Raw genomic sequence first — 24,706 nt, 5'->3', positions numbered from 1 at the left:
CGAAGGCAAGAGGGCGCGGACCCGGCGAGGTGTTTTCGCGGGAAGCAGGCTGCGGAGTGAGGAGAAATGTTGAGGAGTGGCGAGCGTGGGAAGTGCGCGTCAGGAGCGGCGCATCAACCTCTCGAGGCTCTCCCAGATCGCGCCGGATTTGAGGGACTCGCCGGTGACTTTTTTGAGGTCATTGCCCGAAAAGACAATCGCCAGCGCGGTGCCGTGGACGAGGTAGAGCAGCGCATCAGCGCTGTGGCCGGGCTCGATGAGCCTCTCATCGATGGCTTGCTGGAGGTGGGAGCGCACAAATTGCATCGAGCGGCGTTTGAGCGCGCGCACACGCTCACCGGCCTCGGGAGGGCCGGCCTGGGCGAGGTCGTCGGAGAAGAGGGCTTTGAAGAACTCGGGGCGCTCGCGCATCAGCGTGATGCGGTGGTGCAGAAAGGCGCCGAGACGCTCAAGCGGGTCGCCCTCATACTCGGTCTCCTGCGCGATGAGGGCTTCTTCGAGCTGGTGGACCGCTTCGAGCACGATGTCATCTTTATCGTCGAAGTGACGGAAGATCGTGCCATCGGCCAGGCCCACCTCCTCGGCGATCGCCGCGACGGTAAAGCGACGCAGGCCGCGCTCGGCGATGATGCGCAGCGCCGCGTCGGCGATTTGCTTGCGTCTTTGCTCGGTGGGAAGTCGTTTCATCGCCGCTCTCAACGTCTCAGGGGCGCTTCATAACCAGGGGCGGAATGGTAAGTCCGGGGCAGGGGGCTGGCAAGGTGGTGTGAGCGGCAAGAAACAAAAAGACCCGCCAAACTCAAGGTTTGGCGGGTCTTTTTAAAGTCGGGGCGAGAGGATTTGAACCTCCGACCCCTTGCTCCCGAAGCAAGTGCGCTACCAGGCTGCGCTACGCCCCGACACGGCGTTCACTGGCGGCTGGCGCCAGGTGAGGACTGTATATAAGGGTGAGTTTGCGGGGTGTCAACCCGTTCTGCGCATCGCAGTGAGATTTATCGCTGGCGGGCGTGCAGGGTCAGAAAGAGGCGCAGGTCGCGCAGGTACTCGGTGCGGTTGGCCTCGAAGATGGAGTTGTGGTCGCCCTGCTCAAAGATCGCCAGGCGTTTCTGGTAAGAGCTCGACCAGGCGTGCATGCGGCGGGCGTGGCTGACATCGACGAGATGATCGCGCAGCGCGTGCATGATCAGCAGCGGCTTTCGGAAGTCGGCGAGCTTGGCTTCGTGGTTGAAGTAGCGCCGCGTCTCGCGCTGAACGTCGTCGAAGGTGGTGTTGAGATCGGAGGGGCTCACGCGCAGCAGCACGCGCTCGAGGACATCAGCGATGCCGCTCTCCAGAACCAGGCCGGCGATCTCGGGGTGACGGTGGGCGAGCTCAAGGGCGTAGAGCGAGCCCACGGAGCGGCCAAAAGCAAAGATACGCTCGACGGGTTGGTCGATGGCGTCGACGACGGCGTCAACATCATCGAGCATGCTCACAAGTCCCGGGCATCCGGTGGAGCCGCCGTAGCCGCGGTACTCGACAAAGAAGCTGTTGAGGCCGAAGCCCGCCAGCAGATCGGCCATCCAGGGGATATAATCGGCGACGACCTCCCCGTTGCCGTGAAAGTGCACCAGGGTGTGGGCCTCGGGGTCATGCACGTGATAGGCGCACGCCAGGCGGGCATCACCGCTGTTGACGAAGAAGATCTCGTCGGGGGTGTCGGCGCGGGGGAAGAAGTAGCTGCGGGTGATGCGGGGATGTTCGAGGATGGAGGTGCTCATGGGGGCCTGCATTAGGGGGGACACGACGGCTTGCTCCGGGCAAGTTAAACGCGTTCAGCCGCGTTTCGAGCGTCCGTAGTCGCGCGCCAGACGAAAGCCCACGCCGACCGAGGTGGAGGTGCCCGGGCGCAGCTCGCGCGAGGTCAGCCGGCAGTTCTCCGGGGTGGCGAACCAGAAGCCGCCGCGGTGGGGGTGGGTGGAGCTCTCGTCGGAGCCGATGATGTCGGCGCACCAGTCGCGGATGTTTCCGGCGGCACCCCGAAGTCCGTAGGGGCTCTCATCGTCGGGGAAGTGCTCAACCGGCACCGGGGCCTGGGCACCGGAGTGGACCATATTGCACCAGGTGGGGTCGAGAAAGTCGCCCCAGGGGAAGAAGCGACCGTCGACGCCGCGGGCGGCTTTTTCCCACTCCGCTTCGGTGGGAAGTCGCCAGGGCTTGAGGGTACGGGCGCTCTCCCAGGCGGCGAAGGCGCGGGCGCTGTGCCAGCTGATGTTGGCTACCGGCCAGGTGCCCACGTCGGGATGTTGGGCGTCATCGATGGTGTAATGACCCGTCTCGTCGCGGGTGTAGATGAGCCCCCCGCTTTGATGGATTGCGCCCCGGGGGCAGTGCGTCTGTGCCTCATCGTCGCGCCCCCGGGCGATGAGGTCGTTGAGAAATGTGAGGTATTCGTGGTGGGTGACCGGGTGGCGGCGGATCACAAAGGCGTCGACCCAGGTCACCTCACGCGGCGGGCTGCTGCTAACCATCGGGTCTCCGCCCTGCCAGAAGTATCCTGCCGGAACGTAGATCTCGTCTTCGGAGAGCTCATCGCTAAAGGGGAGCTCGATGTGGCGAGGGCGGTCGGCGCCGGGGGGGATGCCGGTCCAGCGCTCCTGGCGTTCGATGACCACCGGGTAGCGCACCGTCTGGCGGCCGGCGGCGTTGAGCACGACCAGGTAGCTGCCCATCGCAAGCTCGGTGCCAATGAGCGGGGTGAAGCCCAGAAAACGTTTGAGGCCGGGGATAAGACGCCGATCTTTTTGAACATAGCGGAAGATCTCCACACGTGCGCCGGGCGGGTCGGTGAGCAGGTTGAGCTGACCGTTGCCGGAGAGGTAGTCGTCGAATCGGCCGGTGTTGTGGGAGCGGATGAAGATCTCCAGCGAGGTGGCGCGGGTGAGGTCGCGCTCCAGCTCGGCGCGGGCGTGATCATGCTGGTAGATGCCGGCCAGGCGGTCGTGGGCTTCGCCCAGATCGGGGACGTGGGCCAGGGCCGACTCCAGGTGGCGCACCGCCTGGGCGCGCATCGCACCGGCCTGGCGATCGAGGAAGAGGGCTTCTTCCTCAAGCTCCCAGGCGGCGCGTTTTTTATCGACCGGCGCGGTGTGGCTGAGCTGATCGAGGCGCTGGCGCGACTCGCGGCGCAACCGATCGGCGCGCTCTCGCAGCGCGGTGTGACGGGGGATGAGTTCATCGGCCTGGGCCACCAGGCTTAAGGCCTGCTGACGGCGGTTGGCGCCGTCGCGCCAGTCGCTGATGATCTTTGCGAGCGCGTCGGCGTCCGGGGGGCGGTGCTCGGGCTCCGGCGACATCGCGCGCAGGCAGACCTCAATGAGCGCAGCCGGCGCACCTAACTCCTCACCAGGGGAGCGCTCCAGACCGGCCATCACTTTGAGGATGATCGCCGTGGCGCTGGGCCCCTCAAAGGGGGCGCGTCCGTCGAGGACTTTAAAGAGGATCGCGCCCAGGGAGTAGACGTCGGCTGCCGGGCCCAGGCGGTCGTGTTCGCCGCGGGCCTGCTCCGGCGACATAAAGGCCGGTGTGCCGACGATGCTGCCCTGGTGGGTCTCATAGACGGCCTCCTGAGCGCGATCGGTAGTGACCTCGCTGTCGGTGCCGCCCAGCTCTCCGTGTTCGCCACTTCGCCCGCGGATCTTGGCCAGGCCCCAGTCCAGAACCTGCACCTCACCGTAGTCGCCGACCATGATATTGGAGGGCTTTAAGTCGCGGTGCAGGATGCCCCGGGAGTGGGCGTAGGCGATGGGTTCACAGGCGCGCAAAAAGATGCTGATCAGCGAGCGAAAGGCGCGGTCCCAGTCCCGCTCGGCCGCCGGCAGGGCGCGGTACTCCTCGTGACGCTCGGCGATAACTTTGGAGAGGGTGCGCCCGCGCACCTCGCGCATCGCGAAGAAGATGCGGCCGTCGTCGAGCTTGCCGAGCTCATGCACCGGCACAATGCCCGGGTGGTCGAGCTGGGAGGTGAGCTGGGCCTCGTCGATAAAGCGGGCCAGCGCGCCCGGATCTTCGACGCGCTCGGGGCGAATGATCTTGAGCACCAGCCGACGGTTGAGCGTGGGGTCGCGCACCCGATAGACCTCCCCGCTGCCCCCGCGGCCAATCAGCCCCAGGTTGATGTAGCGCCCGATCTTCTGACCCACCTCCGGGGTGCTATGGTACGCCACCGCTCCGGGAGTCGCCCGCCGCTCAAAGGGCCGCGCCGTCGCCGGAAGCGCCGGGTTGGTCGGCTCCGGCGCATGCGTGAGCGTGTCGGCCCCCGCCGGCATCTCCGCTGCGTTTTCGTCGTGATGGGACATCGTTATAGTCCACCGCAGAAGTTGGAAAACGTGCAAAACTCGGAGTCGAAACTCGCCCCGTAACGTGTTCGGGTGAATGGGGAGTTTAGATCATTGCTGGCACACGCGCACGTCGTCTTCACAGCGGTGCGCGGCTTCTTCGTCGATGCCGTGATCCTCGACCGCAGCGCCCGGGTGTGCAACCTTGCCCCGCGCGCTGCCACTGGCAGGCAGCTCGGACCCAACGCGAAACCCGCCGCACCGACCTCGTGCGGCACCCAGGAGTGATGATGAGTGAGACGATCCGTGTGGAGCGCCAGGATGGCGTGCTGGAGATTATCTTTGATCGCCCCGAGCGCAAAAATGCCCTGACGCTGGCGATGTACACCGAGGCCGCTCGCCAGCTGCAGCTGGCCGGCGATGATGAGGCGATCCGCTGCGTGATCCTGCGCGGGGAGGGCGGCCACTTCAGCAGCGGAAACGACCTCAAAGATTTTATGAACGATCCGCCGGTCGATGAAAACAGCCCGGTGTTTCGATTTCTGCTGGCGCTTCGCCGCTGCCCCAAACCGGTGATCGCCGCGGTGGAGGGCTACGCCATCGGCATCGGCACGACGATGCTCCTGCACTGCGACCTTGTGTATGCCGCGCCCACCACGCGTTTTCGCCTGCCTTTTGTGGAGCTGGGCCTTGTGCCGGAGGCCGGCTCCAGCCTGATCCTGGGGCAGATCGCCGGGCATCGCCTGGCCGCGGAGCTCCTTTATCTGGGCGACTTCTTCGATGGCGAGATGGCGCTTCGCTGCGGCATCGTCAACGAACTTGTCGACGATGGCGAGGTGGCGGCCCGGGCACAGCAGGTGGCCGAGAAGCTCTCGGCGAAGTCACCCCAGGCGCTGCGCCTGACCAAATCGCTGCTGCGCCGCGGCGATGAGCAGCAGGTCATTGAGGCAATGCGCGCCGAGGCCGCGATTTTTGCGGCGCGCCTGGGCTCGGAAGACTTCCAGGCGGCGGTCGCCGGGTTTTTAGGTAAAAAATAAGGGTACGGACCCTGGCGTCCTCACTGCGCATTTCGGCACAGGGACTTAAACGAAAAAACCTCGCCGGGGCCGCTAAGCGGCCCCGGCGAGGTTTTTCTTCAGGGTTTGAAGTGAGCCAGGGGGGGCGTTAAGAGGGCTCACATCAGGCGGGCAGGATGCCCATCACCGCTTCGGATCAGTACTCCTCAGGAGCGCCGCTCTCGGAGGGCTCGGTGGTGCCGGGCTGGGTATCAGCCGGAGCAGCCTCGGGCGCGGCTTCGCGCAACTTGCGAATCGACTCGGTGATGTCCTTCTCGAACTCATTGGTCTTGTCGCGGATCTCCTCGGCGGCATCGGCGACCTCTTCGGTGCCGCCGGCGGCCATACGGTTGGCCTCATCGCGCACCTGATCGAGGCCTTCCTGGACTTTCTGCCAGCCCTCGCCGAGCTGTTCTTCCTCTCCGGTGGGACCACCGCCGTAAGGCTCGGTGGTCTCCTCGGTGGAGGGCTCCTCCATATCAGTGCCCTGCTCAGCGGGGGCTTCCGTACCCGACTCGGCGGGCATCGGCTCCTCGGGCATCGGCTCGGAGGCGGGTTGCTCCTCGGCCGGGCCGCTGCCGTAAGGCTCGTTGGCCGGCTCGTTCTGGTCGGTGGTCATATCACAGGCGGCCACCGAAAGGCCGCCGGCCAGCAGAAGCGCCATTAGGGCGCGTTGAATCGATGTTGAGCGCATGATGATACCTCGTGGCTCGGGTCTGTTGCGCGGCCCGATCGGTTCGTCGTGCTGCTCGATGCTCGATCCCGGCGAACGCCGCGCGTCTCCTGATAAAGTTAGGAGCGAGGGGCGACCCACCAAATATTGGTTTTGGATCGCAGGGGTTGTCTGCGCTGATCGATCTTTTAGAATGCCGCCCCCAACCGCCTCCCCGGCCGCCCATTGAGGCTCGGAAGTGGGGCGTTTTTGTGTGGAAATTGACGTAATATCAACAGGATAGGAGAGGTTGCTATGGCTCAAGAAAAAGAGACGCGGGCCTTTGAGGCCGAGGTCAGCCAGGTGCTGCGGCTGATGATTCACGCGATGTACTCCAATAAGGAGGTCTTTTTGAGGGAGCTGGTCTCCAACGCCTCCGACGCCATCGACAAGCTGCGCTTTGAGGCCCTGGCCGACGCCGCGCTGCGCGCTGACCAGGGCGAGCCGGCCATCACCATCACGCTTGATAAAGAGGCGCGCACGCTGACCATCGCCGATAACGGTATCGGCATGAGCCGCGAGGAAGTCACCCGCAGCATCGGCACCATCGCCAGCAGCGGCACCCGCGAGTTTCTGGAGCGCTTAAGCGGCGACCAGAAAGCCGACGCCAACCTCATCGGCCAGTTCGGCGTGGGGTTTTATTCGGCCTTCATCGTCGCCGAGCGCGTGGAGCTGACCACGCGCCGCGCCGGCAGCGACGAGGCCGTGCGCTGGGAGTCCACCGGCGAGGGCGATTACACCCTGGAGGCGGCCGAGAAGGAGGAGGTCGGCACCGAGATCGTGCTGCATCTTCGCGAGGAGGAAGATGAGTTTCTGGAACCGCTGCGCGTCGAGACGGTGATCCGCCGCTACTCCGACCACATCTCTTTTCCCATCCTTCTGGTCGAGAAGATCGACGAGGGTGAGGGGGAGAAAGACGAGGAGATACGCCAGCTTAACCAGGCCTCGGCGCTGTGGACCCGCCCAGGCTCCGAGATCAGCGAGGAGGACTACACCGAGTTCTACCACCACGTGGCCCGCGCCTTTGATGAGCCGCTGACCCGGGTGCACACCACGGTGGAGGGCCGCCTCAAGTTCACGCTCCTCCTCTTCGTGCCCTCCGCTCGCCCCTTCGATCTGGCGATGGGCGGTCAGGAGCGCACAGGTGGCGTGAAGCTCTACGTCAAACGCGTCTTCATCATGGATGAGGCCGAGGTCTTCTTGCCCCGCTACCTGCGTTTTGTGCGCGGGGTGGTCGACAGCGACGATCTTCCCCTGAACGTCTCCCGCGAACTTCTGCAGGATAACCGTGTGGTGCGCTCGATGCGCCAGACCGCAGTCAAGAAGGTGCTCGAAGCGCTCGAAGAGCTCAGCGCCGACGCCGAGAAGTACGCCACCTTCTGGAAGGCCTTTGGCCCCATCCTCAAAGAGGGCGTGATCGAAGACGCGGACCGTCGCGAGCAGGTAGCGGCGCTCGCGCGCTTTGCCTCCACCGGCACCGAGGGGGCTGAGCAGACGCTGAGTCTTGCGCAGTACATCGAGCGGATGCGCCCCGGTCAGGACGCCATCTACTACGTGACCGCCGATAGCTATGAGGCGGCGCTGGCCAGCCCGCACCTCGAGATTTTTAAGGCCCGCGGCGTCGAGGTGCTCGTGCTCACCGACGCGGTCGACGAGTGGCTGGTCAACCACCTGAGTGAGTTCGAGGGCAAGACGCTGCGTTCGGTGGACCGCGGGGCGCTTGATCTGGAGTCGCTTGGCAAGTCCGACGAGGCGCAGGCAGGCGAAGAGGGCGACGACAAGGCCGATGCGACCGAGAACGACGAGAGCTCCGAGTCGCAGGAGGCCCCGGCGCCCTGGCTTGGTGAGGTCGGCGAGCTGCTGGGGGAGCGGGTGCGGGAGGTGCGCCTGTCCAAACGTCTGACCGACTCTCCCTCGTGCCTGGTGCGCGAGGAGTGGGAGATTGGCGAGCGTATGCGGCGCATTCTGGAGCAGGCTGGCGAGTCGGTGCCGTCGAGCGCGCCGATTCTCGAGCTCAATGAAAAGCATCCTCTGGTGGAGCGTCTGGTCTCGGAGTCGGATGACGAGCGTCGCCGGCAATTTGCGGAGCTCCTGCTCGATCAGGCGCGTCTTGCCGAGGGCGGTCAGCTTGAGGCGCCGGCGCTCTTTGTGCGGCGAATCAACGATCTTTTGCTGGAACTCTTGAGCGAAGATCGCGCCGAGAAGTAAGTGAAAGTGCTGTCTGAAAAGCCTTTTGAATCAAGGGTTTAGGAGGCAATATGAAACGCGGCGAGTGGGAGCAAGGTGGCGATAAGCCGCCGGCGCTCCGACTCGCCGCGCCTTTTTATGGGGGATGCGGCGCTGTAGCTGGCCGCACAGCGCAGAGGGAGGCGACATCAGGGGAGGGCGCCAGCCCCTGCTCCAGCCTTGATTGAAGTTTGACGCGCGACCACCGTCGTAGAGACAGGCCGAGGGCTGAGACGCTGGCGGGTTTACTGCGAGGCCGTTTGAAGGCCGAGGGCAGGGTGGGCGCTTAACCACCCGTTACGCCAGCGTCGTTGGAGGTGCCCCCGGGGCTTTGTTAGGTTGAAAAGTGGCCCGAAGCCCGACCGATACTCGGTGGGGTCGGGCGCACGACGTGATGATTTCACCAGGGGTAGACAATGAAGTGGAGCAGGATTGCGCGGGTGATGAGCATCGCGGTGATGGCCTCGACGGTGGCGCTGAACGCCGGCGCCCAGGAGACGCCTTCTTCCAACCCGATTGAGGCGCTGCAGCGTGCCAACCGCCTGGCGATGGCCGGGGCCTGGACACGCTCGGTGCCCCATTATGAAGCGGCGATCCTCAAGGCCGGCCAGAACTTCCCCATCGCGTATTTTAACTTCGCGGAGGTCCTGCGCGCTAAAAAGCAGTGCGAGCGCGCGGTGCTCTTCTACCAGGCCTACCTCGATCGCGGCGATGCGCAGGACGTCATCGAGGAGTCCCGTCAGGCGGTGCAGAGCTGCATCGATGGCGGGGCGGAGCTGGTCTATGAGGGCCAGGAGCCGGAGATGGCGGAGGGGGAGCCGCGCTGGGTCGAGGTGACGCTGGTTGCCCGGGATGTGCCCCGCGGGCAGATCGATATCGACGGGTTTCCGATGTTTTTCAGCGGTGAAGAACGCAAGATCTGGATGCGTTCGGGCCGTTATGACGTGAAGGCGAAGCTCGCCGATCACGAGCCCCTTCACACCGAGATCGTCATCGGCGATGCGGCCGAGCAGCGGGTGGAGCTTCTGGCCGAGCCGATGCTCTTCACCGGCAGCCTCAAGGTGATGGTCGACAGGCCCGGCGCGCGCGTTCGGGTGGAGCCGCGCGAGCTCGATGCGCCGAAGCGCGCCGATGTGGAGGCGTTTGAGGTGGTCACCCCCTGGGAGGAGGCCCGCGAGCTTCCCACGGGCACCTACTTTGTAGAAGTGACCCTGGACGATTACCACCGCTGGATCCGCAACGTGGAGATTGAGCGGGACCGGCCCTCCGAGGTCAACGTGCGCCTGCGGCGCATGCTCCCCGAGGCGATTCGGCCTCAGTGAGACTTATCGAAAGAATGAAGACTGTGAGGCTGGCGCCGGGCGCCAGCCTCAGTCGTTCTGGCGGGGGCGTCGAACCTCCTCGACGATCTCCTCGGGGGAGGCGGCGCGGCCGGGTACCAGGTAGGCGCCGCCGAACCATTTGCCCAGATCTTTGCTTTTGCAGCGCTCGGAGCAGAAGGGAAAGTCTTTGTTCTGATCGAGGAGCTCGACCTCCGCGCGGCAGATCGGGCAATGGGGGCGCGTCTTTTTTTCACTCATGGCGGGGACCTCTCTGGTCGTGGTGCAGGCCTTTTGTTGGCTTAGAATGCGGCTAAAACGCAGATCGAAGGGGTGGGGTTGAGCGCGTGATGCAAAAACGCGACACGGCGTTGCGAAGTGTGAACTTGAAACCCCGGCAGGGGAGTCTAAACCTTCGTGGCGCTTTTCAATGTTTTTAAGCGCAACGCTACCTTCGGCTCAGGATGTCACGACGTGAACGCTTCCAACCCCTTTAGCACAACGCTGCGCGTTCGAGGTTACGAGCTCGACGTCTTCGGACATGTCAACAACGCTGTCTACCTCAATTATTTTGAGCATTGTCGCTGGGAGGCTTTTGGCCAGCTCGGCGGCGATGTGCGCAAGAGCGACGCGCAGATGGTCGTGCGCAAGCTCAGCGTGGAGTATATGGCCGCGGCATTTCTCTTCGATGAGATTGAGGTCTCACTGTGGATCGAGCGCCTGGGTCGCACCAGCGCCACATTCGGGCAGTCGCTTCGGCGAATCTCCGATGGGCAGGTGCTGGCCACCGCGGAGTTCGTCATGGTGACGATCGACGCGACCGGCCGTCCGGTGGAAGTTCCTCAGTGGTTGCGGGAACAACATCAGCCCTGAGTTTGTAAGGTTGCCCGGCGCGCTCACCAGGAGGTGGGCGTCCCCTGAACACTGTCATCAACAGACAAGGGTCAGGCCTCGTTGTGGAGGCCGCCCGCGTATCAAACCCCTTTAAGGAGTACCAACGATGCACACCAAGACCTGGATGATCCTTCTGATTGCGGCGCTTACCCTTGCCGTGGCCTGTGAGAGCGAGATCGACGGCAAGGCCGCCGCCGAGGTCGCCGAGCCTGCCGCTGAGGCCACCGAAGAAGCCGCACCGGCCGAAGAAGCTGCCGAAGCGAAGGAAGTCCGCGAGCTGGCCTTCAACACCGAGACCTCCAAGATCGAATGGGTTGGCGCCAAAGTTACCGGCGACCACACCGGCGGGTTTGAGAAGTGGGAAGGCGTCGGCCACGTCTCCGGCGATGCGACCCTTGAGAAAGTGGCGTTCACCGTGGACACCACCTCGATCTACTCCGACAACGATCGCCTGACCGGGCACCTCAAGAGCGACGACTTCTTCGCGGTCGAGAAGCACCCGACGGCCAGCTTCGAGTCGACCGAGATCGTGGAAGGCGCCGAAGGCGATGCGACCCACACCGTCACCGGCAACATGACCATGCTGGGCAACACCAAGCAGATCACCTTCCCGGTGACCGCCTCGGTGGAAGACAACACGCTCAAGGTCGCCAGCGAGTTCACCATCAAGCGTTTTGACTTTGGTATCGAGTACAAGGGTCAGGCTGACGACCTGATCCGCGACGAAGTGCTCATGAAGCTCAACATGGAGCTTCCGCTGACCGCCGAAGCGGTTGCCGCTGAGCCGGCCGCCGAAGAGGCCGCCGCTGAAGGCAGCGAAGGCTAAAGTCTGAGCGGGCAGCGATGCCCGCCGACTCAAGGGCAGCGATGCCCGCCGACGATACAAGAAACCCCCGGTAACCAGCGGTTGCCGGGGGTTTTTTGATCAGGGTTTTTTGACCGGGATTCTTTGACCAGGATTCTTTGACCAGGATTCTTCGACCGGTGAGCCGGGGGCGACGTGATTTTCGTGGCGGCGTTTAAGGCGATTTATAACCGCGAAGAAACCCGACCCACGGTCGGACGAAGTTGAGTGTTTATGCGGTTTAGAAGGGCATTGGGGCTGACCCCCGGTCGGCCTGAAGCCTGACCTCCGGCCGGCGCGATGCCTTTTCATCAATCGACCCAGGGTCAACCTGAAGCCTGACCCACGGTCAGCCGAAGTCGTTATTTTATGCGGGTGAGAGGGGCGACGCAGCTGACCGTGGGTCGGCCTAAAAGCCGACCCACGGTCGCGGTGCCAGGTTGAGATTAGCCGCGGTAGGTCTCGTTGAGCAGGGCGTCCATCGAGAGTTCTTGAGGATCGCGGCGCCAGCGGTTTTCCAGGCGCAGCACTCCGCGGGGGCAGACCTCCGCGCAGATGCCGCAGCCCACGCAGCTCGCGCGCACAAAATCCTGGTTGCGCTGGGCGTAAGCGCGCACGTCGATGCCCATCTCGCAGTAGGTCGAGCACATCCCGCAGCTGATGCACATGTTGTCTTTGACGCGGATGCGGTAGCGCCCGAACTTCTGCACAAGCCCGAGGATCGCGGCCATCGGGCAAAAATAGCGGCACCAGACCCGCGTGCCGCCCACCGGGTAGAGCGCCACGCCGATGATGCCCGAGAGCAGCGTTGCGACCACAAAACCGTAGAGCGAGCGCAGGCTGGCGGCCTGCTCGGCAAAGACCGGGTAGTTCTCGCCAACCCCCCAGGAGGCGATGACAAGGGCCGTGGTCAAAAGCGCTAAAAAGAGCGTGATGTGAATCGACCACTTCTCAAAGGCCCAGGCCTTGCTCGACTTGTTTGAGAGATGCCGAAAGGGCTCTCCGGCGGTGTTGGCCAGCCCCCCGCAGCCGCAGACCCAGGAGCAGTACCAGCGCTTGCCAAAAAAGATCCCCAGCAGCGGCACCATGATAAGCGAGCCCAGCAGGCTAAAGAGGATAAAGGGCAGCGGCATCGACAGGATCGTCGACGGGTAGAAATACTCCATCTTCAGCGGCCACAAATAGCTGAAGTAGTACTCGGGTTGCTCGAAGATCGTCAGGATCCAGGGCACCGAGAACGCCAGGGTGGCCTGCACAAAGATCACCACCGAGGTGCGGATAACCTGGTAGCGGTTATGCCGGTACTTATAGATGACGTACGCCCCGCCGATGGCGATCGCCAGGGTGTAGAGCAACCCGTAGAAGGTCCACTTGCTGGGGAGATGCAGCGCCTGTGCAATGGGCGTGAAGAGGTCCGGGATGGGCACCCCGGCCAGGGTGCGCCCGCCGTAGTAGAGGATGAAGTAGAAGGCGAAGAGCCCCAGCGTCAAAAGCCAGGCGGTGGGGCCGCGGTGGGTCAGGTCGTGTTTAAGCCAGCCCAGAGATCCTTTTTGTCTCACAGCGTGCGCTCCTCTTCCTGGAACTTCGAGAGATCGACGCGGCCGAACTCCACGTCGAACTGGGCGCGATGCAGATGCTCGCGCACGTAGCTTAAGGGGCGGCGCTCGGCGACCCACTGCTGCAAGAGCGTGTGGTCCCAGCGCGATCCCAGCATGCTAAAGCCCCGCACCTGCGCCTCGTCAAAGAGGATGCGCTGGGTGATGGGGCGGCTTTCATGACGTCGATAGAGCGAGCGGGTGCCCGAGGGCACGCCCACACACTCACCGACGGTGGTGTACTCGATGCCGAAGAACTTTGAGCTGTTGTAGAAGATCGGCGGGGTGTAGCTGACCTCATCGCCCAGGATGGCGCCGGCGGCGCGCTGGCCCTGAAGTTTGGCGGAGTACCAGATGGTCTCTAGGAGCGGCACCTCGCCATCGGCGCCGATCTCGGCGCAGTCGCCGGCAGCGAAGACGTCGGGAAGCGAGGTGCGGAAGCTGCGATCCACGCGGATGCCTCGCCCCAGCTCTGGCGAGGACTTCACCTCGCGCAGCCAGTCGACGTTGGGCACCACCCCGATCGCCACGCCGAGCATCTGCGCCGGCAGGTGGTGACCATCGCTCAACCCCACCCCGCTCACCCGCCCGGCCTCATCGCTCTCGATGGTTTTGAGCTCCTGGTCGACGATAAGCTCGATGCCGTGGCGGCGGATCTCCTCGCCAATAATCTCCCCCTCCTCGGCGGCCAGCGCCGCCGGCCAGAAGTAGGGCTCGCGCACTACAAAACTCACCTTCAGCCCGTGGTGAACAAAGCTCTCGGCGAGCTCCACGCCGATGAGTCCCCCGCCCAGGACGACGGCCTCTTCGGTCGACCAGGTCAGCCGCTCGCAGTGGTCGAGATCCTGCATGGAGACAAAATGGACCAGCCCGTCTTTAACCTTTTCGAGCCCTTCAAAAGGCACCATGCGGGGGCGAGCGCCCACGGCCAGCAGGAGTCGGTCGTAGCTGAGCGTGGCGCCTGAGCGCAGCGTGATGGTGTGGGCGTCGGCGTCGAGGTCGACGACCCGGTTCTGGATGCGCTCGATCTTCTGGCGGCGGTACATCTCGCGCTCATAAGGCTCGAGATCGCGGCGCTGCATCTTTTCCATGTAGGCGTACATCAGCGCGGTGCGCGAGAAGAAGTAGGGGTGCTCCTCGCTGATCAACGTGATGCGGGCATCCTGCGGGGAGAGGCGCCGGCGTATGGCCAGCGCGGCTTCGGTGCCGGCGACGCCGTTGCCGACGATGACAACATGCATGGGGCTCTCAGGTGCAATTACAAGGGGGGGATGAAGCGCTTAAAAGCGTGATGGAAGATGGCGGGTTGCATCCCGCCAGACACACCGTAACACTTGTGGTCGTCTCCCCCTATTCCCGTGGCCAGGCGATCTTATCTCGGCCACGCTGGTGATACGTAAGGTCGATCCGCTCCGTAGGCCTTCGCCAATCGGGTGCCACGGTGAGCAGAAGCGGAGCCCCGCGGATGCGACATAAGCGCCGAACTCGGACGGCCTCGCCCCCGCGGCCTGAGACACAAAAGTGATAGCTAACGCGGGCACCAGGGGCGTGCTGCCAGGAGATTTCTAGCGTCTGGCCCGATCGGGTGGTATCCGGGAGATCTGATGTTGAAGTTTCGTCTCGTTTTGTTACAATTCTTTGCAAGTCTCGACCAGATGTGTGTGTGATCGAGGGGTTGCAATGGCTGTACTGCTCAATGGAGAGGATCATGGTGCGTAGTCGTAATGAAGTTCGTGGACTCTGGGGGGCGGCGCTTGCGCTCTTGCTTTTGATGCCGCAGGCCGCCTCGGCGCAGGGCTTTGAGTTGCAGCAGTTCAACCCGATGCCCAACCCCTCGGGCAACCTGTTCAGTACCTCGTCGGCGGATGTTGGCGAGCACTTGGACTGGTCGGCGGTGGCCATCTTTAACTACAGCAACGATCCGCTGGTGTTGCGTAACCGCGATGGTGAGCGCATCGACAGCGTGGTCTCCGACCACGCCACGACCCATCTTCTGGTGTCGCTGGCGCTGCTGGATCGTTTTGAGCTGGGTCTGGATCTTCCCTTTGTGGTCTGGCAGCGGGGCAGCGGAGTTCCCGGCGGGGAGCAGGCTCCGGGCGAGGGTGGTTTCGGAGTGGGGGATATCCGGGTGGTGCCCAAGGTGCAGATCTTCTCCACTCGTGAGAGTGCCGAGGATAACGGCGTGGCGTTGGCCGCGCTGGCCGACGTGTACATTCCCACCGGAAATGAAGAGCGCCTGCAAGGTGGCGACTTCCGCGTGGGGCCGCGTCTGGCGTTTGACGCCATTGTGGGCGGTCCGCGCATTGCGGCCAACGTGGGTTATCTCTACCGCCCGGGCACGTCTTACGAGAACCTGACAATCGACGACACCCTGGGTTGGAACCTGGGTGTGGAGGTGCCGATTGTCGAGGGGCTGCGCGCCACGGCTGAAGCGTACGGAAAGATCACGCCGCTGGCCGACGCCATCGTCGCCGAGGACTCGCCCACCGAGATCGTGGGCGGGGCGAAGTACCAGATCGGCAACCTCTTGATGCTCGCCGGCGGTGGCGTGGGCCTTGTCAGTGGCTACGGCACGCCGGACTGGCGCGCCTTTGCCGGGGTGGGCTGGGCGCCCGCGCTGAGCAGCCCGGCCCCCGAACCCGAGCCGACGCCGGAGCCCGAACCCCAGCCGGAGCCCGAACCCGAGCCCGAGCCTGAATGTCGCGCAGCGAGCGTGGAGGCAGATTGCGCCGATGTTCCCGCGCCCAGCTGCGAAGATGGTCAGATCACCACCTACGTGGCGGCCTGCGAAGAGGGCGCCTGCGCCTACCGCAGCTCTACGAGCACCTGTGGTGAGGGCACCGTCTGCGGCAGCGATGAGGCCGGTCAGGCCGCCTGCGTCGCTCAGGCCGAATGTGAGGTCGATGGCGACTGCGCCACCATCCCCGCGCCCACCTGCGAAGACAACATGCTGACGACCTACGCCGGCGTCTGTGTCGAAGGCAGCTGCGACTACGTCGCCAGTGAGACGGCCTGTGAAGAGGGCTTTGAGTGTGGCCTCAGCCGTGGCACCCCGGCCTGTGTGCAGGAGACCGAGCTCGTGACCATCGATGAAGAGACGCAGCGCATTGAGATCAGCGAGATCGTCTACTTCGCCACCGGCTCGGCCCAGATCGAAGAGCGCTCCTATGAGCTGCTCAATCAGGTCGCCCAGGTGCTGGAGAACAACCCCCAGGTGGAGATGGTGCGCATCGAAGGCCACACCGACAACGTCGGTCGCGCCAGCAGCAACCTGCGCCTCTCTCAGGACCGTGCCACGTCGGTCCGCGAGTACCTGATTGGCCGCGGCATCGACGCGGAGCGACTTCGCGCCGAGGGCATCGGACAGGAGCGTCCGATCGCCGATAACAGCACCGACACCGGCCGCGCGCGCAACCGCCGCGTGGAGTTCCACATTGAGCAGCGCGACTGAGTCTCGCTCTACGCCGGCAGCCGCCACACCCGTGGCGGCTGCCGGCTGCCATCCCTTCGTCGACGACAGATCATTTTTTAGAGGTCATCTATGAAGTTCCGACAACTCGCCGCAGGCCTCGGCGCCGCGGCGCTGACAAGTACGCTATTCGCCGCGCCGGCTCTGGCCAGCGCCCCCATGTTGGAGTGCCCCGGTGGTGGGTACGGGGCCAGTCTGCTGTCCTCTGTGACGGGCGACCTGGATGATGGATCGATTGCAATCTCCATCTCCGAGGTCTTTCCCTCGGGCATGAATGTACTCGGGGTGCTTTTCACCGACGCCTGGGTCAACATCAACGGGAACATCACCTTTGATAATCGGCAGTCGGCCTTCACACCGGACGCAATCCCCGGGCTGACCCAGCCCACCATCGCGCCCTATTTCGCCGATGTTGATATGCGCTCGAGCCAGGGGGATATCTACTTCTGCAGTGATCCCGCCAACCAACGTGTGCTGATCACCTGGGAGAACGTCGGTTATTACAACCGCAGGACTGACAAACTGAACAGCTTCCAGATCGTGCTGCGCAACACCGTGGGCCAGTGCGAGGGAGCGGATACCTACGACGTGCAGTTTCGCTACAACCGCCTGGAGTGGACGACCGGTGATGCCAGCGGTGGCAGTGGCGGTCTGGGCGGCACCCCGGCGGTCGGTGGCATTGATGCCGGCGACACCGACAACGCGGTGTCTGTGCCCGGAAGTGGCACCGCGGCGATGCTCGACCTGGTGAACCTGAGCAACACCGGGACCCCTGGCATCTTTGAGTTTCAGGTGGCCGAGGGCCAACTTCCCACCTGCGGCGACGGCTCTGTCGACGTCTGCGAGGAGTGCGACGGCGGTCCGGGTTGCACGCCGCTTTGCACCTTCAGCGTCTGCGGCGACGGCTACCTGGATGCGGCCACCGAGCAATGCGATGGCGATCAGTTTGTGGGAGGCACCCCGAGCTGCCCGGCGGGCTACACCGGCACGCCGCTGTGCAACAACGATCCGAACAACGCCCAGGGCGACGGCACCTGCACGGTGAGCGCGGTCCCGGGCGGTTGCGTCGACATCGACGAATGTGCGCAGACGCCAGGGATCTGCGGCGCGGGTCAGTGCAATGACATCGACGGCTCCTATGAGTGCGCCTGTGACTCGGGTTACGAGTTTGACGGCACCACCTGCGTCGATATCGACGAGTGCACCGAGAACCCGGCGATCTGCGGCGAGGGCCAGTGCAGCGACTCCGAAGGCTTCTACAGTTGCGCCTGCGATGCGGGCTTTGAGTTCGACGGCACGACCTGCGTCAACGTCGATGAATGCGCCGAAGACGTTGTGATTTGTGGTCCCGGGCAGTGTCTCGACAACGTGGGCGCCTACGACTGTGTTTGCGATGCGGGCTTTGAGTTTGACGGCACCACCTGCGTCAACATCAACGAGTGCGTCGAGACGCCGGACATCTGCGGTGAAGGTCAGTGCAGCGATACCAGTGGAAGTTATGACTGCGCCTGCGACGCCGGCTACACCTTCGACGGCACGACCTGCGTCGATGTGAACGAATGCGTCGAGACGCCTGGCATCTGTGGCGAGGGCGGTACGTGCTCGAACTCCACCGGCAGCTATGTTTGCTCCTGCGCGGCGGGCTATGAGCTTGTCGACGGCGCCTGCGCCGATATCAATGAGTGCGTCGAAGACGCCTCGATCTGCGGGCCGGGCACCTGCTCCAACACCGGCGGCAGCTACGCCTGCGCCTGTGAGGCGGGCTACGCGTTCGACGGAACCAGCTGCGTCGATATCGACGAATGCGTCGAGACGCCTGGCATCTGTGGGCCGGGTCAGTGCAACGACGCCGACGGCTCGTACAGCTGCAGCTGCGAGGAAGGCTACGCGTTTGACGGAACCAGCTGCGTCAATGTGGACGAATGCACCGAGACGCCCGGCATCTGCGGGCCGGGCCAGTGCAGCGACGCCGATGGCTCGTACAGCTGCAGCTGCGAGGAAGGCTACGCGTTCGACGGAACCAGCTGCGTCAATGTGGACGAGTGCACCGAGACGCCCGGCATCTGCGGGCCGGGCCAGTGCAGCGACGCCGACGGCTCGTACAGCTGCAGCTGCGAGGAAGGCTATGCGTTTGACGGAGCCAGCTGCGTCAATGTGGACGAATGCACCGAGACGCCTGGCGTTTGTGGTCCGGGTCAGTGCAGCGACGCCGATGGCTCGTACAGCTGCAGCTGCGAGGAAGGCTACGAGTTCGACGGAACCAGCTGCGTCAATGTGGACGAATGTACCGAGACGCCTGGTATCTGTGGTCCGGGTCAGTGCAGCGACGCCGACGGCTCGTACAGCTGTGCCTGCGAGGAAGGCTACGAGTTCGATGGCGAGAGCTGCGTCAACGTCGACGAATGCGCGCTCGACACCGACACCTGCCACGCTCAGGCCAGCTGCGCCGACACCGATGGCAGCTTCAGCTGCACCTGCCTGCCGGGCTTTGTGGGCGACGGTGAGCTTTGCACCGCGCAGCTCACGATCATCGAGCCGCTGGATGAGAGTGTCACGTCTGAGAACGCCCCCACGCTCAGCGGCGTGGGTGAGCCGGGCGCTGAGGTTACCATCTCGATCGACGGCGACGAGGTCGCCACGGTGACCGTCGACAGCAACGGCGACTGGAGCGTTACGCTGGACGAGCCGCTTGAAGATGGGCAGTACGAAATCGTGGCCGACGACGGTCGCAGCGATGACACCATCATTGTGGTGATCGACACCGTCGCTCCGGTGCTCACCGTCGACTCCCCGGAGCAGGATGTGCGCTACATCGAGTCGCCCGAGCGCGTTGAGGGGCAGGCGGAGCCGGGCGATGTCATCGAGATCATCATCAACGATGAGATCGTGGGCACGACGGTCGCCGACGAGAGCGGCGCGTACAGCTTCGAGTTCGATGCGCCTCTGGATGAAGGTGTTTACGAGCTGCGTGTGACCGCCACCGACGAGGCCGGCAATATGAGTGAAGAGGTTGTCGACTTCTCGGTCGACAGCACCGACGGCGTGCAGATCGACGCGCCGGCCGAAGGCGACCGGGTGCGCACCTCCACCCCCACGCTCAGCGGCAGCGCCGAGCCGGGCGCGACTGTCACCATCCTGGTCGATGGCGAAGAGGTCGGTGAGACCGTCGCCGACGATCTGGGGCAGTGGAGCTATCAGCTTGAGGAGGCGCTTGAAGATGGCGAGTTTAGCCTCGGCGCATCGGTCGAATCGCCCTCGGGTGTGCGTGAGGACCGGGTGGAGGTGACCATCGACACCTCCACCACCGCCGTGATCATTGACGCGCCGGTTGACGGGGCGTTGACCAACGAGGCCAGCCCCGAGATCTCGGGTAGCGCGGCGCCCGGCGCTACGATCGCCATCATCATCGATGGTGATGAGGTGGCCGAGGTGGAGGCCGACGCCAACGGTCAGTGGAGCTACACCCCGGACGGTGCGCTGGATGAAGGGCAACATGTCATCGAAGTCGTCGCCGAGGATGCGGGCATCCGCACCGAAGCGGAGGTCGCCATTGAGGTTGACCTCAGCGCCCCCGAGCTCACCGTCGACTCGCCGACCGAGGGTCAGGTCCTCTATGAGGATGAGCGCACGATCAGCGGCAGCGCCGAGCCGGGCGCGGTCATTGAGGTCGAACTCGACGGCGAGGTCATCGACACGGTGGTCGTCGGCGAGGATGGCCAGTGGTCGGTGAGCTTGCCGGAGGATGTTGAGCCCGGCGAGCACACCATCGAGGTCAGCGCACGAGATGAGGCAGGCAACGTCACCACCGAGGAGCGCGGCATCAACGTCGCCGAGGCGCTGAAGATGTACGGCGGTGGCGGGCTTGCCCTGGGCAGCTCCTGCGCGACGGTCCCCGGCCAGGGCCAGGGCGATGTGCCTCTCTGGTTGCTCGCTGCAGCCGGCGTGATGGTCTTGCGCCGTCGGCGCCGCTGAGCATGAAACGCTAAACCGGTGAAGTCCCGTTAAGCTCCGGGCCCGGAGCGATGTCGCCTCCCGCAGGAGGTGTCTCGCTTCGGGCCCTTCTGCGTTTTCGAGCGTCCAGGCGGGCGATCGCCTCTTGCTGCGTTGGAATTGACAGTCTCAAGAGTGCGGGCATAGTATGCGCCGCATTGGCCGCGTATTGTTCGATGTAGGGGCGAGCCTCTAAGAGAGTATGCTTGCCCGGCGCGACCAAGGTTGCGGCAAGCTCGGTTCCGGAGCGAGTCCTGATGGCAGGGCATGAACCGGTTTTCCTGATGTGAATTCGAATGAAGGAGAAATTCATGAAGCGTGGAATTCAATTGTTGATCGTCGCCCTGGCGAGTGCCGGACTGGTCTTCTCGGGTTGTGATAAGCCGGCTGAAGAGCCCGCCACCACCGAAGAAGCCGCCCCCGAAGAGCCCACCGAAGAGGAAGCTGCTCCGGAGGAAGAGGCTGCTGAAGAAGAGGCCGCCGAAGTTAACGAAGACATGTACGTCAACGCCGCCTTCGAAGTGACCTGCGTCAACGCGCAGATCGAAGACCCGGCGCGCGCTACCGAGATCAAAAACGAGATCTACCCGCGCTACGGTTTCACCGAAGAGAGCTTCAACGCCGCCCAGGAGCAGATGGCTGAGCGCGAGAGCGTGAAGATGGCCATCGAGACTCGCATGGAGAAGTGCACCGCCGAGCTGGCCGAGTCGCTGGCTGAAGCCGGTGCCGCCGAAGGCGAAGAAGCCGCCGGTGAAGAGGCTCCCGCCGAAGAGGGTGCCGCCGCCAAGAAGGCTCCGGCCAAGCCCATGCCCGCCAAGACTGGCTCGATGAACGGTAACTTCGGTGGTGGTGGCTTCGAAGGTGCCTCCATCCGCATGATGGTCCGCCCCGACTTCAAGGTCAGCGGTCAGGTCCGCGGTAACCGTGAAGGCGCCGCCTTCGCCATTCCCTTCAGCGGCGAAGTCTCCACCGATGGCAACATCTCGGCCACCGGTGAGCGCGACGGCAACACCGTCAACGTCAGCGGTAAGCTGACCGCGTCCGGCGCCGCCGGTAAGATCGAGGGCTCGGTGCACCAGCGTGACTACAGCGTGAACTACAACGCCAACTAAGTCGGTCCGGGGCGCGCGCGTTAGTGCGCTCCCCGCTCCGAAGGCGTAAGTACGCGGCAAAAGGCCGAGGGTAGTCCCCTCGGCCTTTTGCGCTCTGAAGCGAGTGTGAAGGCCCTGCGCCAAGTTGTCGCCACCTGAACAATGGGTTATGGTGGCCCGGCCTTGCGAAGGTATTACACGACCAGATGACGCTGCCCCGGGGAGCGAAGACGGTCACGACAGGAGGCCACAAGGTATGCGCTTTTGCACCACTTGCGGGCGAAATTTCGAAGAAGCCATCGACGTGTGTCCCCATGACGGGACGCCTCTTTTTGGTATGGCCGGTGATGAATCGGAGGCGGCGGCTGAGCTCGACGCCGGTGCCGGCGTGCCGCTGGGGGCGGGCGAGAGCTCGGAGCCCTCTCTGACCTCGATGGACGCCTCGGCCGATCTTTTCGGGGACGTCGATGCGTCCTCGCAGGCCGCCGTGGAGCTGACGCCGGCGCCGGGGCCTTTGCCCGAGGCGCAGGAGGAGGCCGACGCGCTGGAAGGCGACGACGACCTCGCACTTGCTGAGGCGCCCGCCGAGCCCGAACCTGTGGCTGAGCCGGAGCCGGAGGCGGAGCCAGAGGTTGATGCAGTGGAGGAGTCCGCTGTCGCCAGCGCTCCCGATGACGGCGAACTTCCGGGCCAGGAAGATGACGAGCCCGAGGTTGCCGCGGCGCCTGCCCTCGATGAGGCCGCGCTCTTCGGTGAGGAGGAAGCTGCAGCGGAACCGGCGGCGCCGGCGCCCTCGCCAGAGGTCGCTGAGCCGAAGGCCGAGCCGCGCCGTGCCCCGGTGCCCACGCCGGCCCCGGTGGCTGCGCCCGCGAAGAAAGAGGGCGGATCGAAGATCGGCATCGTGCTGGTGCTCATCATTGTGCTGGGTCTTGCGGGCGGTGCCGGCTGGTACTTTACAGCCGGTCCCGGCGCTGCGGCGTCGGCCTCCGGTGCGGCGCAGTCTGCCCCTGAAGCACCTGCGGAGCCGACCGCTGAAGAGCAGCCCGCAGCCGTCGAAGAGCCTGGCAGTGAGGAAGCGCCTGCGCCCGCCGAGGGCGATGAAGGTGGAGAGCCCGGCGTTGAGGCGCCGGCCGATCAAATCCCGGGCGATTCGCTGGTCGATGAAGAGGCGCCCGCAGGTGATGCTCAGGAGGAGGCCAACGCCGAGCAGCCCGCCGAGGTTGAGCATGCGCCCGAGCCTGCCGCACGGCCGGAACCGACGCCTGAACCGAAGCCCGAGGTGCGTCAGCGCCCGCGCCCGGCGAAGAAGGTCGAACGTCCTGCGCCGACACCTGAGCCCGAGCCCGAAGTTGTCGCCGAGCCTGAGCTGGAACCCGAGCCCGAAGCTGCGCCGGAGCCCGCGCGCACCATCGAGATCGCGCAACCGAAGCCTGAGCCGGAACCCGAGCCCGAGCCGGAACCCGAGCCCGCGGAAGAAGAGGCTGCCGCCGATGAAGACGAAGGCGAAGAGCTGACGCCGGAAGAGCAGCTTAAACTCGAGCTGGAGCGCATGCGCCAGTAAGCGAAGCCTGTGTTTCAAAAAAAAACGCCCCCGAATTCGGGGGCGTTTTTTTTATGCGAAAGGATGCGAGATAAGCGCGGCGACGCTCACCCCTCAGAGCGCCCCGAGGCCCCGGGTTTGAGCGCGTCGCTCTCCAGCGCTGCGGGGCGTTGATCCCAGTCGGGGCGCGAGGCGCGCAGGGCGATCCAGTCCATCAAGAGCAGGGCCTTCTGAAAGGCCTGGGGCATCAGCGCCGTAAAGTAGAGTCGGTACGCCAGCCACGCAGCTCGCCCCTCAAAGGCGCGTCCCAGCAAGTCGAGCGCGGCGTTGGCGCGACCCAGGGTCACGAAGTCGCCGCGATCTTCGTACACAAAAGGTCGGTGCGCGCGGCCCACCAGGTCCGCCAGCAGGTTCTGTGCGGCCTGTCGCCCGGCCTGCATCGCCACCTGGGCGTTGCGCGGCGAGGTCCCGGGGATATCGGCCGCATCGCCCACCGCGTAAATGCGCCGGTGGCCCTCCACCTGAAGCGTGGCTTCGACCTTGAGGCGCCCCAGCTCGTTGACGGGCAGGCCTGCCTGAGCCACCCAGTCGTGGCCGCGGCGGCCTGCCAGATGAAAGACGTGGGCGGCCTCAATGGCGCTGCCATCATCGAGCGTAAGTCCGATGTCGCTCATCGCTACAACCCGGCGCCCGGTATGCAGCTTCACACCCAGGTGCTGAAGGTAACGCGTGGCGATGGCGCTCATCTCCTCGGAGTGATCGGCCAGCACGCGCTCGCGCGCCTCAATCAGCGATATCTCCACGGGCCGGTTGAGCTCGGGGTTGCGCGCTCGCACATCCTCAATGGCGCTGGCGAGCTCCGCGCACCACTCCACCCCGTCGGTGCTCGCACCCACCACCGCAAAATGCCAGGGGCTCTGATCGCCAAACTCAAAGAGCCCGGCCAGCCGGTCGCGGATCTCCACGGCGCGGCGCACCGAGTCGGGTGTAAGCGCACGCTCGGCCCCCTCAAAGGCGTGGGTGTCGCGCGCGGTGCCCGGCGCCAGGATCAGGTAATCGAAGTCCACTTCTCCGCGGTCGGTCTCCAGCACGCGGCGCTCCAGGTCGATGCGCGTGACCCGCGCCACCAGCACCTCGGTGCTCGCGTCAAAGGCCTCGTCGAGCGGGGTGGTGATATGCCCCGGATCGAGCTCATCGCTGGCCACGTTGTAGAGGAGCGGGCTGAACACAAAGGAGCTCTGATCGCTGATCAGAGTCAGTTTTACGCGGCTGCGGCTGAGCAGCGCATCTTCCAGGGTGCGCGCGGCGTGATAGCCGGCAAATCCGCTCCCGAGCACAACAATCTTACGCATGGACGCTCCAGTCCGGTGTGGCGTGGTCTACAGCTCGACGCCGGCCTTCTCTGGCGGTGTGGCGGCGAGGGCCGACAGTGAACCCTGTTCGCCATCGGGGCGCAAGCCCGATCGCGAGCGCTCGAAAGGGTGGCGAGGTGACGATCCTCCAGCGTCGGTGCGCGCCTGGGCCTCATTGATCGATACACGATCGTCGAGCGGGTCGAAAAGTGCAGCTAAATCAATACTTTAGCGAATGCCCCTTGCTCCTCAATAAAGACTTGAGGGGTGCTCGCCTAAGGTCTTGAAATAACAGTGGTTTGC

At 64.5% G+C, this 24,706-nt stretch carries 18 protein-coding genes and 1 tRNA gene; 10 read left to right on the top strand and 9 right to left on the bottom strand.

Annotated elements, in window-relative coordinates; genetic code table 11:
- Positions 1 to 99 precede the first annotated feature (99 nt).
- The 4 genes from FRC98_RS10295 to FRC98_RS10280 form a co-directional block, all read right to left on the bottom strand.
- Entirely contained in the window at positions 100 to 687 is a 588-nt protein-coding gene (locus tag FRC98_RS10295) for a TetR/AcrR family transcriptional regulator (RefSeq protein ID WP_146981327.1), read from the bottom strand.
- A gap of 138 nt (positions 688 to 825) precedes the next feature.
- Positions 826 to 899 (bottom strand) — tRNA-Pro (locus tag FRC98_RS10290).
- 93 nt (positions 900 to 992) lie between these two features.
- Positions 993 to 1,760, bottom strand: a complete 768-nt coding sequence (locus FRC98_RS10285; protein ID WP_230467491.1) for an alpha/beta hydrolase — start codon at positions 1,758 to 1,760, stop codon at positions 993 to 995.
- A 54-nt stretch (positions 1,761 to 1,814) separates the two neighbouring features.
- Positions 1,815 to 4,337, bottom strand: a complete 2,523-nt coding sequence (locus FRC98_RS10280; RefSeq protein WP_146981325.1) for a bifunctional serine/threonine-protein kinase/formylglycine-generating enzyme family protein — start codon at positions 4,335 to 4,337, stop codon at positions 1,815 to 1,817.
- Positions 4,338 to 4,430: 93 nt separating this feature from the next.
- Between FRC98_RS10280 and FRC98_RS21475 the strand changes: the two genes are divergently transcribed.
- Both FRC98_RS21475 and FRC98_RS10275 read left to right on the top strand, forming a co-directional pair.
- Positions 4,431 to 4,604 carry a hypothetical protein gene (locus FRC98_RS21475; RefSeq protein ID WP_230467490.1) on the top strand — a complete coding sequence of 58 codons (174 nt, stop codon included), beginning with the start codon at positions 4,431 to 4,433 and terminating at the stop codon, positions 4,602 to 4,604.
- Positions 4,605 to 4,606: 2 nt separating this feature from the next.
- Positions 4,607 to 5,353: an enoyl-CoA hydratase/isomerase family protein gene (locus FRC98_RS10275; RefSeq protein WP_146981324.1), complete on the top strand. Its 747-nt coding sequence runs from the start codon at positions 4,607 to 4,609 to the stop codon at positions 5,351 to 5,353.
- Positions 5,354 to 5,528: 175 nt separating this feature from the next.
- Here the strand turns inward: FRC98_RS10275 and FRC98_RS10270 are convergent, their stop codons facing one another.
- Entirely contained in the window at positions 5,529 to 6,065 is a 537-nt protein-coding gene (locus FRC98_RS10270; protein WP_146981323.1) for a hypothetical protein, read from the bottom strand.
- Between the two features lie 273 nt (positions 6,066 to 6,338).
- Between FRC98_RS10270 and htpG the strand changes: the two genes are divergently transcribed.
- Entirely contained in the window at positions 6,339 to 8,291 is a 1,953-nt protein-coding gene (htpG, locus tag FRC98_RS10265; protein ID WP_146981322.1) for a molecular chaperone HtpG, read from the top strand.
- 434 nt (positions 8,292 to 8,725) lie between these two features.
- A complete protein-coding gene (locus tag FRC98_RS21470; protein WP_230467489.1) occupies positions 8,726 to 9,631 on the top strand; it encodes a hypothetical protein in 906 nt (301 codons plus the stop codon).
- Positions 9,632 to 9,679: 48 nt separating this feature from the next.
- On the opposite strand, the gene FRC98_RS10255 is transcribed toward FRC98_RS21470, so the two are convergent.
- Positions 9,680 to 9,889 carry a DNA gyrase inhibitor YacG gene (locus tag FRC98_RS10255; protein ID WP_146981321.1) on the bottom strand — a complete coding sequence of 70 codons (210 nt, stop codon included), beginning with the start codon at positions 9,887 to 9,889 and terminating at the stop codon, positions 9,680 to 9,682.
- Positions 9,890 to 10,102: 213 nt separating this feature from the next.
- On the opposite strand from FRC98_RS10255, the gene FRC98_RS10250 reads away from it, so the two are divergent.
- A complete protein-coding gene (locus FRC98_RS10250; protein WP_230467488.1) occupies positions 10,103 to 10,501 on the top strand; it encodes an acyl-CoA thioesterase in 399 nt (132 codons plus the stop codon).
- A gap of 127 nt (positions 10,502 to 10,628) precedes the next feature.
- Complete coding sequence (locus tag FRC98_RS10245; RefSeq protein WP_146981319.1) at positions 10,629 to 11,348, top strand: YceI family protein; 720 nt, start codon at positions 10,629 to 10,631, stop codon at positions 11,346 to 11,348.
- A 464-nt stretch (positions 11,349 to 11,812) separates the two neighbouring features.
- Here the strand turns inward: FRC98_RS10245 and FRC98_RS10240 are convergent, their stop codons facing one another.
- The gene (locus FRC98_RS10240) at positions 11,813 to 12,925 is read right to left on the bottom strand and encodes a 4Fe-4S binding protein (protein WP_146981318.1); all 1,113 of its coding nucleotides are present in this window, start codon (positions 12,923 to 12,925) and stop codon (positions 11,813 to 11,815) included.
- Positions 12,922 to 14,202 carry an NAD(P)/FAD-dependent oxidoreductase gene (locus FRC98_RS10235; RefSeq protein ID WP_146981317.1) on the bottom strand — a complete coding sequence of 427 codons (1,281 nt, stop codon included), beginning with the start codon at positions 14,200 to 14,202 and terminating at the stop codon, positions 12,922 to 12,924. Before FRC98_RS10235 ends, FRC98_RS10240 begins: the two co-directional genes overlap by 4 nt.
- 467 nt (positions 14,203 to 14,669) lie before the next feature.
- On the opposite strand from FRC98_RS10235, the gene FRC98_RS10230 reads away from it, so the two are divergent.
- The 4 genes from FRC98_RS10230 to FRC98_RS10215 all read left to right on the top strand — a co-directional run bounded on the left by FRC98_RS10230 (position 14,670) and on the right by FRC98_RS10215 (position 23,072).
- Positions 14,670 to 16,412, top strand: a complete 1,743-nt coding sequence (locus FRC98_RS10230) for an OmpA family protein (protein WP_230467487.1) — start codon at positions 14,670 to 14,672, stop codon at positions 16,410 to 16,412.
- A 90-nt stretch (positions 16,413 to 16,502) separates the two neighbouring features.
- Positions 16,503 to 20,402 carry an Ig-like domain-containing protein gene (locus tag FRC98_RS10225; RefSeq protein ID WP_146981315.1) on the top strand — a complete coding sequence of 1,300 codons (3,900 nt, stop codon included), beginning with the start codon at positions 16,503 to 16,505 and terminating at the stop codon, positions 20,400 to 20,402.
- A gap of 329 nt (positions 20,403 to 20,731) precedes the next feature.
- Positions 20,732 to 21,532 (top strand): hypothetical protein, encoded by an 801-nt coding sequence (locus FRC98_RS10220; RefSeq protein WP_146981314.1) that lies wholly within the window; start codon positions 20,732 to 20,734, stop codon positions 21,530 to 21,532.
- Between the two features lie 235 nt (positions 21,533 to 21,767).
- Complete coding sequence (locus tag FRC98_RS10215; protein ID WP_146981313.1) at positions 21,768 to 23,072, top strand: hypothetical protein; 1,305 nt, start codon at positions 21,768 to 21,770, stop codon at positions 23,070 to 23,072.
- Positions 23,073 to 23,158: 86 nt separating this feature from the next.
- Here FRC98_RS10215 and FRC98_RS10210 read toward each other — a convergent pair whose 3' ends face one another.
- Positions 23,159 to 24,403, bottom strand: a complete 1,245-nt coding sequence (locus tag FRC98_RS10210) for an NAD(P)/FAD-dependent oxidoreductase (protein ID WP_146981312.1) — start codon at positions 24,401 to 24,403, stop codon at positions 23,159 to 23,161.
- Positions 24,404 to 24,706 lie beyond the last annotated feature (303 nt).

Origin of the sequence: Lujinxingia vulgaris (assembly GCF_007997015.1) — a bacterium.
Lineage (GTDB): Bacteria > Myxococcota_A > Bradymonadia > Bradymonadales > Bradymonadaceae > Lujinxingia > Lujinxingia vulgaris.
The sequence above is the reverse complement of the archived record's forward strand: the minus strand, read 5'-3'. Positions and strand labels throughout refer to the sequence as shown.

Excerpts from the sequence above, each read along its gene's own strand:
- FRC98_RS10280 (WP_146981325.1), bottom strand. The coding sequence starts at position 4,337 with ATGTCCCATCACGACGAAAACGCAGCGGAGATGCCGGCGGGGGCCGAC.
- FRC98_RS10275 (WP_146981324.1), top strand. The coding sequence starts at position 4,607 with ATGAGTGAGACGATCCGTGTGGAGCGCCAGGATGGCGTGCTGGAGATT.
- FRC98_RS10210 (WP_146981312.1), bottom strand. The coding sequence starts at position 24,403 with ATGCGTAAGATTGTTGTGCTCGGGAGCGGATTTGCCGGCTATCACGCC.
- FRC98_RS21470 (WP_230467489.1), top strand. The coding sequence starts at position 8,726 with ATGAAGTGGAGCAGGATTGCGCGGGTGATGAGCATCGCGGTGATGGCC.
- FRC98_RS10255 (WP_146981321.1), bottom strand. The coding sequence starts at position 9,889 with ATGAGTGAAAAAAAGACGCGCCCCCATTGCCCGATCTGCCGCGCGGAG.
- FRC98_RS10230 (WP_230467487.1), top strand. The coding sequence starts at position 14,670 with ATGGTGCGTAGTCGTAATGAAGTTCGTGGACTCTGGGGGGCGGCGCTT.
- FRC98_RS10295 (WP_146981327.1), bottom strand. The coding sequence starts at position 687 with ATGAAACGACTTCCCACCGAGCAAAGACGCAAGCAAATCGCCGACGCG.
- FRC98_RS10215 (WP_146981313.1), top strand. The coding sequence starts at position 21,768 with ATGCGCTTTTGCACCACTTGCGGGCGAAATTTCGAAGAAGCCATCGAC.
- FRC98_RS10220 (WP_146981314.1), top strand. The coding sequence starts at position 20,732 with ATGAAGCGTGGAATTCAATTGTTGATCGTCGCCCTGGCGAGTGCCGGA.
- FRC98_RS10270 (WP_146981323.1), bottom strand. The coding sequence starts at position 6,065 with ATGCGCTCAACATCGATTCAACGCGCCCTAATGGCGCTTCTGCTGGCC.
- FRC98_RS10235 (WP_146981317.1), bottom strand. The coding sequence starts at position 14,202 with ATGCATGTTGTCATCGTCGGCAACGGCGTCGCCGGCACCGAAGCCGCG.
- htpG (WP_146981322.1), top strand. The coding sequence starts at position 6,339 with ATGGCTCAAGAAAAAGAGACGCGGGCCTTTGAGGCCGAGGTCAGCCAG.
- FRC98_RS10225 (WP_146981315.1), top strand. The coding sequence starts at position 16,503 with ATGAAGTTCCGACAACTCGCCGCAGGCCTCGGCGCCGCGGCGCTGACA.
- FRC98_RS10245 (WP_146981319.1), top strand. The coding sequence starts at position 10,629 with ATGCACACCAAGACCTGGATGATCCTTCTGATTGCGGCGCTTACCCTT.
- FRC98_RS10285 (WP_230467491.1), bottom strand. The coding sequence starts at position 1,760 with ATGAGCACCTCCATCCTCGAACATCCCCGCATCACCCGCAGCTACTTC.